We start from the raw sequence: 7526 nt of genomic DNA, 5'->3' as shown, positions 1-7526 counted from the left end.
GCGACCCGGTATGACAAGAGCCCGGAAAGCTACCTCGCCGGCCTTCACCTCCGCGCCTCGATGATCTGGATCGATGATCTCCTGCTGACCACTGATTGATCACAACATCACACAGGCCCTAGCACGTTCCCGCAGACGGGGAGCGGCTGGGGTCGAGGGAAAAAACGCCCTCGACCGTGCAGCGTCCGGGCCGGGTGACATGAGGGGGTGTTGTTGTGGGGGTGGGTTGGGATGGGGTTTGGTGGTGTTGGTCTGGGGGGGTTGTTGTGGGTGTGGTGAGGGTGGTGGCGGCGCCCTTTCGGTGCCTGTCCACGCCGCACAGAATGTCGTCGCCAAGCGAGTAGCAGCCGTGGATGCAGGTGACACCGTGGGTGCGCTTGTAGGTGGTCGGCAGCCGGTCAGGTCGGCCCTGTTCCTCAACGGCGATGAACACGCGGTAGTAGGTGCGGTCGTACGCTTCGATCTGTTGGTAGGTCCACGTCCCCGGGACGACGTCCCGGCCCGGGAGCTCCCGTTCGACCAGGTCGGCCTGCCCCCCGTGGCAGGGGAGGGGACCGTACTCGGCGAGGGATCGCGAGCCTTCCCAGCAGGACAGACATGTGGGCCTAGCGTGGTTTCTCCAGTCCACCTGCGGTTCTGAGGAGACCCCCATGGCCAAGATCGCCCTCTACGGTGCCACCGGCACCATCGGCAGCCGTGTCCTGCGCGAGGCGCTGGACCGTGGCCACCACGTCACGGCCTCGGTCCGTGACCCCAGGAAGCTCAGCATGCAGCACCCGAATCTCACGGTCACCTCCGGCGACGTTCTCGACCCTTCTTCGGTGACCGCTGTCGCTGATGGCCAGGATGTTGTTGTCAGCGCCGTCGGCGGCGGTGACGGCCCCGGTCATGTCGCCACCATTGTGTCGGCCGCCAAGTCCCTGGTGGCGGGTCTGCGCTCGCTCGGAGGGATGGCCCCGCGGCTGATTGCCGTCGGCGGCGCAGGGTCTCTGCGTACGCCGGACGGCAGGCAGGTGTGGGACGCCGACGGGCTGCCCGAGGACCTGCTCCAGATCATGCACGCGCACGGCGACGCGCTCGACTTCTACCGTTCCGTCGACGATGTCCGCTGGACCAACCTCAGCCCCGCCGCGCAGATCGCGCCCGGCAAGCGGACCGGTAGCTACCGCACCGCCCTCGACGACCTGGTCGTGGATGCCGACGGCAACAGCCGGATCTCCGCCGAGGACTACGCGGTGGCCCTCGTCGACGAAATCGAGGAGGTGAACCACGTCGGCGAGCGCTTCACGGTCGGCGACTGAGCCCTCCGCTCTTCCCGGTCTCTGTGTCTTCTGGCCGAAAGGTCAGAGCGCCGTTCAGGCCCGCGAGGGCTTTGGCGTTCCTCAAGCCCCGAGCCCGGCGCGGGCGGTGGATGGCATCCCGTCGGCCACCACCGAGGTGCCTCCCGTTCTCGTGAACATCCGGCTCAGGCACTGCCTTCCGAACGGCTGTCGAAACGCTGCTCTGCAACGCGAACAGAACCAGCGAGCCGTAGACCAGCGGCGGGGCGGGCACCGGCCCTGGGGCCCGCCCCGCAGATGGCATGTTCGCGGCCGAAAGATTGCAGCTCAAAGCCCTGGCCACCTGCCGACCAGTGGGTCTGGCATTCCCGCCGCGGCGGCCCCACCACAGCGGCACCCGCAGGTGCGGCCGCTCCAGCTCCAGGTCCTCCAGCAGCTCGCGCCGCCGCGCGTACGGCTCGGCGAGCAGTGACCGGTCTCCGGTGTGCAGCAGGTCGAACGCGACGTACAGAGCGGGCGCGGCCACGGCGCCGTCCTGCACCGCCGCCGGGCGGGTGCGGTGGATGCGGCCCTGCAGCCCGGCGAACGACAGGACACCGGCGCGCATTACTACCAGCTCGCCGTCCAGGACCAACGGACCCCGGATCTCCGTCAGCGCTCGGCGACCTCGGGGAACCGCGCGGTGAAATCGGTGCCGGACCGGCCCGCCAGCCGTACCGGCGTCGCTTGTCCGTGCACTCGGCAATGTGCTCAGTCAGGTAGGGGCGAACGCGTGGAGCCGCTTCCCGGCCCTGGTTGCCGGGCATGTGTCGGCGGCGCAGGCTGGAAGAACCCAAGAGGTCCGGTGTGCCGGGCCAGGAGGCGAGGTTCGCGATGAGCAGGCTTGAAGAGCAGATCAACATCGACGCCCCAGCACGGGAGGTCTGGGGGCGGCTGCACGACATCGAGGCCTATCCGACGTTCATGGACAGTATCCAACGTGCTTATGCGCCCAGCAGCGACCGCGCCCATCTGGACGTGCGGGCCGGCGAGGTACAGCAGGAGTTCGACGCCGTTCTCACCGACCGCGGCAACGAGCAGGTCCTCGCCTGGGAGACGACGGGCAGCCCGGAGCTGAAGGGCACGCTCTCGGTGCGGTCACTGGACCGGGATCACAGCCAGCTGCAGGTTCACCTGGAATACGAGCCGGAGGCCATCCACGACACCTTCGGCGGCCCGCGGGGCATGGCCCAGGTCCACCGGATCGAGAACACCGTCCGGGGCGGCTTGGAGCAGTTCAAGAACCTGGTGGAGTCGGAGCAGTAGCCGTCCACCGCCGAACGAGATTCCTCAGACCGGGGATCCGTGAAGCCGGCCGGAGCGTCGGCTGCCCACCCCGGCAGCCCATCCCGTCGTCGTGGGCGGGCCCACGTCGGCCCGCCCATTCGCCGCTGCCGCTTAAGTTCTGTCCACCCGCACTGCCGCTGGCCGCCGTCGCCGAGTGGGTGCCGGATCGGCGCGGCCGGTCCGCGCCGGATGAGGTCCTCGATGCGGGCGGTGCCGGCCCGGATGGCGGCCGGTATCTCGGCGATGGCCGGGTTCTCCTCGGCGGCCAGCCGCAGGTCCGCCACCACCGGGCGCACCTGGGGCGCGCCGGTGCCGACCAGGACCACCAGCAGCCGCGGGAAGCAGCGCCAGCATGGTCGGGCTCGCTGTCGCCCTTGCTGCTGTTGGAGGAGGAGGCGATCAGCAGCTGGGGGGTTCGTCAGGTCGTTGGCGAAGGCGCGGCGCTTGTCGGTGGTCCAGGTGTCAGCGCCAGCGTCTACATCGCCTGACTGGCCAACCGCAGCCCCGATCGCAGGCCTGGCCCTTCAAAGCCGGGTTGAGGTTGGCACTGGCCGGTGCCAACCTCATCGGCCCGGGTCGGGGACGATCCGGGGGTGTTCGCAGTGGGGCCGGTGGAGACGGAGTTCGAGGTCGAGCTGTGCGTTGACGCCGAGGCGAGGGCCGGCTTCAAGCTCTGGGTGGTCGGTGCCGAGACCGAGGCTGGGCTCTCCCGTGCCCAAACCCACCGCGTCTCCTTCATCCTCACCCCCAAGCGCCCCGGCGGAGGCGACCTCGTCGTCAGCTCCGCACAGGAGTGCACGGCCGGGCCCGGTGACACCACTGGGCGTATCAACGACTGAGAACCGGACCGGGGTCGGCGCCACGAAGTCCGGCCGCGGCCAGACGGTGATGAGCAGGGCGGGTTGTAGGGGGCGTGGGTGGAGAGAGTACGGCTTGCCGGGGTGAAGGGCCGGGCGGACGCGGGTCCGGGTACGCGGTCGGCGGGCGTCCGGTCCTGACCTTCGCCCACGTCACCGGCCCCATCGCCGCACACGCCGTGGGGTTCACGGGCGGCGATGGCGTATCGGTGGCATTCCAGCAGGACCGGGTACTGGGCGCACACCGCCTTCGCCGCCTGCTCGCGTCGTTTCGCCTGGACACCGCGCTCGTTGGTCGGGTGGAAGAAGACGCTGCTGTCGGCGGTCCGGCAGGCTCCCTCTGGCTGCCAGGGCCAGTGGTGTTCGGACGCTCCGGGCAGGTACTTGGTGTCGGTCATGGATGGCTCCCTTCGAAGGGGTGATTGGTTCCCGCCCGCTCGTCTGTCCCGAGCCGTGGGACGCATGCCTGTCCGGTGTCGGCCCGGCGGCCGGCGGCCCACCGGGTCCGCTGTCCCGCCTCGGCGTTCCAAGGCGCGTCGAAACGCGCAGGTCAGGGTGGGTGCGGCCGTTCCAGCGTTCCGTATCGCCGGGCGGTGCTGGCGGGCGGGACGGATTGCGGGACAGTCTTCGGTCCGGCGGTGACCGGCACCGAGCCGCGGGCCGCTCGACCGTCGAGCGCGCCCACCGCAGCGAACGGCCCCGCCACGTACCACCCGACCCCGGAAGGAAGCCCTGCCATGCGCACCCCGAACCGACGCCCGATCCTTGTCCTGCTGGCGGCCGCCGGCCTGCTGGCCGCCGGGGCCGCCCCGGCCGCCGCCGTCCACGGCGGGTCGGACACCACGACCAGGTCCCACCCGTTCGTCGTGGCCCTGGAGACCGCCGCGGGCGAGCAGTGGTGCACCGGCGCGCTGATCGCGCCGACCAAGGTGCTCACCGCGGGCCACTGCGTGGCCGAGGCGGCCGACCCGGGCTCACTGCGGGTGATCGCCGGCCGGACCGACCTGACCGGCTCCGGCGGTCAGGTCCGCCGGGTGAAGGGCTACCGGGTCGACCCGCGCTACACCGCCGGCCTGGAGCACGACTCCGCCGTCCTCACCCTGGACCGGCCGCTGCCGCAGACACCGGTGCGGGTGGCGCGCCAGGGGGACGCGGCGCTCTACCGGTACGGCCGCACGGCCACGCTGCTGGGGTTCGGGCGCACCGGCTCGGACGGGCCCGGCACCCACCTCAAGCAGGCGGAGCTGACGCTGGCTCCGCCGGCCTCCTGCGACCCGTACACCTCGCCCGGCGACTCCCCGCAGTTCAAGGTCTGCGGTCTGCCGCGGGCCGGTACGACGGACAGCGTCTGCAAGGGGGACTCGGGCGGGCCGCTGGTGGTCGGTGGTGTGGTGATCGGCGTGGTCTCCACCGGCAACAAGTACTGCGACACCCAGTACCCGCTCTCGGTGTTCACCCGGGCCACCGACGTCCCCGCCCAGCTGCTGTCCTGACCGGCGCTGGTGCCGCCCTGGCCGGCCGGCCAGGGCGCTCTGGACCGCCTCCGGTGACCGGAACCGGGTCCTGTGTGGCGGTCGAATCAGGGGTGCCATTGGTCCGGAGCCGCCCGTTGCGGGGGACGTGGGGGGCCCGGCGGCCACCCTCCCGGGCGCGTGGGCGCGCCCGGGAGGGAAGGGCCTAACCGCCGCAGGTCAGGTCCGTCGCGGGCAGTCGGCCCGTGGTCAGGTAGCGGGTGACGCTGGCGTCCGCGCAGGAGGGGCCAGCCACCACCACGCCGTGGCCCTCACCGCCGGCCACCGTGACCATCCGTGCACCGTGCAGGGCCCGACGCATGCCCTGGGCCATGGCCAGTGTCGCCTGGGGGTCCCACTGGTTCTGCACGATCAGCGCGTTGACGTCGTTGTTCACCACGGTGGCCGGCTCTTCGCCCGCCGACTTCCAGAACGCGCACGGCTGGATGTTGGCCCCCAGGTCCCCGGCCAGCGGGTACCGGGCCCGGTCGCGGACCGCGTCCCGGCGGTACTGCTCGGGGTCGCGCGGCCAGCTGCGGGTGTCGCCGCAGAAGACGGCCCAGACGGCGGCGGCGGTGTTGTCCGTCGGTACGACCGACGGCACCGCCGGCGCGGCCGGCCCGCCCGCGGCGGCGGCCTTCAGTGCGACGATCCAGGGGGTGACGGTCTCGACGTGGACGAACGCGGCGTACCCGGAACGGATGGCGTCGCCGTCGAGCGTCCCGTCCTCCGTGGGGACGGGCGTGCGGTCGGCGTGGGCGACCAGGTCCCAGTACGTCTTCCGGACCTCCGCCGGCGTGGCACCCAGCCCGTACGCCGCGTCGTGTTCGGCGGCCCACTCGGTCCACCGGGTGAAGGCGAGTTCGGCCCCAGGCGCCGACCCCCGGAGCGTCCCCCGCCACGCGAGCGCCGGATCGAGCGCGCTGTCGAGCACGAACCGGTCCGAGCGCTGGGGGAACATCTGCGTGTAGACGGCGCCCAGGTAGGTGCCGTACGAATGCCCGAAGTAGGAGATCCTCCGCTCGCCCAGCGCTGCCCGGACGACGTCCATGTCCCGCGCCGTGTTGCGGGTGGTGATGTGCGGCAGCACGTCACCTGCCTTGGCCCAGCACTTGTCGGCCACCGTCCGGGCCCAGACCACGTCCTTCGCGAACGTCCCTGCGGCGTACGGGTGTTGGAAGGTCCGCTCGTCGGCCGTCAGGTCGCAGCCGATCGGCGAGCTCTGCCCGACCCCGCGCGGGTCGAACCCGATCAGGTCGAACCGGTCCCGGACCTCCGCCGGCAGCAGCGGCTCCATCTCCACGGGCATGGTCAGCCCCGGGCCGCCCGGGCCACCGGGATTCATCAACAGCACCCCGTGCCGCTGCTTCGCACTGCCCGCTTTCACCCGCGATATCGCGATGTCGATCGTCCGGCCCCCGGGATCGCCGTAGTCCAGCGGCACCTTGACCGTCGCGCACTCGAATGCCGCCGGGCGGCCCGCATCGCAACGCTCCCACCGGAGTTGCTGCTGCCCGTACCGCTGGAGCGGATCGCCCGCCGCGAACGCCGTCACGGGGGTGAGCGCCGTCAGCACGGTCGTCACCGCCCCGACCGTCAGCGCGGAAATCGTCCGTCCGTCTCGCAGAACCATGCCCGTCCTCTGTGCAGAACCAGTGCCTCGGAAGTGCCTCCAGTCTCCGTTCCGCCGCACCCGCACCACGTACGGCGCGGGGATGGGCTCACGGTCCGACCTGCGGCGTACGCCGTCGCGCTGACGTAGGACCCCGGTCTCATGGCCCGTCATCCACCGGCTCAGGAGGGCGGCTTGCCGTCCCGCTGCCGGCAGCCCGCGAACGCGGTCACCCGGCGGAGTGGGGAATGTGTGGTTTCCGGGCGGGGCGGCTGTGTCGGGCAGTACGGTGCCCGCATGACCGTGCTCGTCCGCCGTCGTCACATCGACTTCGGCCGCATCCACTCCACCGGCTGTCCGGTCATCGTCTGATCGCCCGATCCGCGCGGCCGCGCCGTTCGGTTCCGTGCCGAACGGCGCCGCCGTGGCGGCTGTCGTCCGCCGCCGCCGCGCGGGCCTGCCGTCGCTTTGACCAGCGGTCCCGCGCGCGGCGCTCCGGACACATCCGTCGGGACGCGGCTCAGGCGGTGCCGGCGGTCTCGGTCCGGACGTCGTACGGGCGCAGACCCCGGCTCTCGTAGTTGCGCAGGGCGTTCGGGTGATCGTTGGTGTCGGTGTGCAGCCAGACCCGCCGGACGGACTCGGCGCCGAGCGGCTCGGTGGCCCACGCCTGGCGCAGCGCGAGCGTCAGCGCGTAGCCGCCGAGGCCACGGCCGACATGCTCCGGGACGAGCCCGAAGGTGGTGATCTCCACGTCGCCGGCCGGGTGCGGCTCCAGGTTGGCGACGCCGGCGGGCTCGCCGTCGTGCGTCAGCAGCCAGTACTGGCGCCGGGGGTGCTCGGCGAGGTGGGCCGCCCAGTCGGCGGCGGTGCGGGCGGTGCTGCGCCAGCCGTGCGGCGCCCCGACGCGCGCCTGGACGGCCTGCACCTCGGGGGACGA

The 7526-nt window shown here is 71.9% G+C and carries 8 protein-coding genes and 1 pseudogene; 5 read left to right on the top strand and 4 right to left on the bottom strand.

What is annotated here, in order from left to right:
• The first annotated feature begins 650 nt into the window (after window positions 1-650).
• Window positions 651-1301, top strand: a complete 651-nt coding sequence (locus KS423_RS32715; RefSeq protein WP_224283382.1) for an NAD(P)-dependent oxidoreductase — start codon at window positions 651-653, stop codon at window positions 1299-1301.
• Here KS423_RS32715 and KS423_RS32710 read toward each other — a convergent pair.
• On the bottom strand, window positions 1285-2025 hold the full coding sequence (locus KS423_RS32710; RefSeq protein ID WP_224283381.1) for a hypothetical protein: 741 nt from the start codon (window positions 2023-2025) through the stop codon (window positions 1285-1287). The two genes, KS423_RS32715 and KS423_RS32710, sit on opposite strands and share 17 nt — an antisense overlap.
• Before the next feature lie 128 nt (window positions 2026-2153).
• Between KS423_RS32710 and KS423_RS32705 the strand changes: the two genes are divergently transcribed.
• The 3 genes from KS423_RS32705 (at window position 2154) to KS423_RS32695 (ending at window position 3445) form a co-directional block, all read left to right on the top strand.
• Window positions 2154-2585, top strand: coding sequence for an SRPBCC family protein (locus KS423_RS32705; protein WP_224283380.1), 432 nt, complete (start codon window positions 2154-2156; stop codon window positions 2583-2585).
• A gap of 179 nt (window positions 2586-2764) precedes the next feature.
• Window positions 2765-3094: a hypothetical protein gene (locus KS423_RS32700; protein WP_224283379.1), complete on the top strand. Its 330-nt coding sequence runs from the start codon at window positions 2765-2767 to the stop codon at window positions 3092-3094.
• A 66-nt stretch (window positions 3095-3160) separates the two neighbouring features.
• The gene (locus KS423_RS32695) at window positions 3161-3445 is read left to right on the top strand and encodes a trypco2 family protein (protein ID WP_224283378.1); all 285 of its coding nucleotides are present in this window, start codon (window positions 3161-3163) and stop codon (window positions 3443-3445) included.
• Window positions 3446-3642: 197 nt separating this feature from the next.
• Here the strand turns inward: KS423_RS32695 and KS423_RS48185 are convergent.
• Window positions 3643-3861 (bottom strand): annotated as a pseudogene (locus KS423_RS48185) (WhiB family transcriptional regulator); the annotation flags it as partial.
• Window positions 3862-4200: 339 nt separating this feature from the next.
• Here KS423_RS48185 and KS423_RS32685 point away from each other — a divergent pair.
• Window positions 4201-4956, top strand: coding sequence for a trypsin-like serine protease (locus tag KS423_RS32685; protein WP_224283377.1), 756 nt, complete (start codon window positions 4201-4203; stop codon window positions 4954-4956).
• A 184-nt stretch (window positions 4957-5140) separates the two neighbouring features.
• On the opposite strand, the gene KS423_RS32680 is transcribed toward KS423_RS32685, so the two are convergent.
• On the bottom strand, window positions 5141-6607 hold the full coding sequence (locus KS423_RS32680) for an alpha/beta hydrolase (protein ID WP_224275394.1): 1467 nt from the start codon (window positions 6605-6607) through the stop codon (window positions 5141-5143).
• Between the two features lie 499 nt (window positions 6608-7106).
• Window positions 7107-7526: GNAT family N-acetyltransferase (locus KS423_RS32675; RefSeq protein ID WP_224283376.1), on the bottom strand; the 420-nt coding region annotated here is incomplete at its 5' end.

The organism is Streptomyces sp. LS1784, assembly GCF_020103755.1.
In the GTDB taxonomy this organism is placed as follows: Bacteria; Actinomycetota; Actinomycetes; order Streptomycetales; family Streptomycetaceae; genus Kitasatospora.
This window is presented reverse-complemented; position numbering and strand designations above follow the sequence as displayed.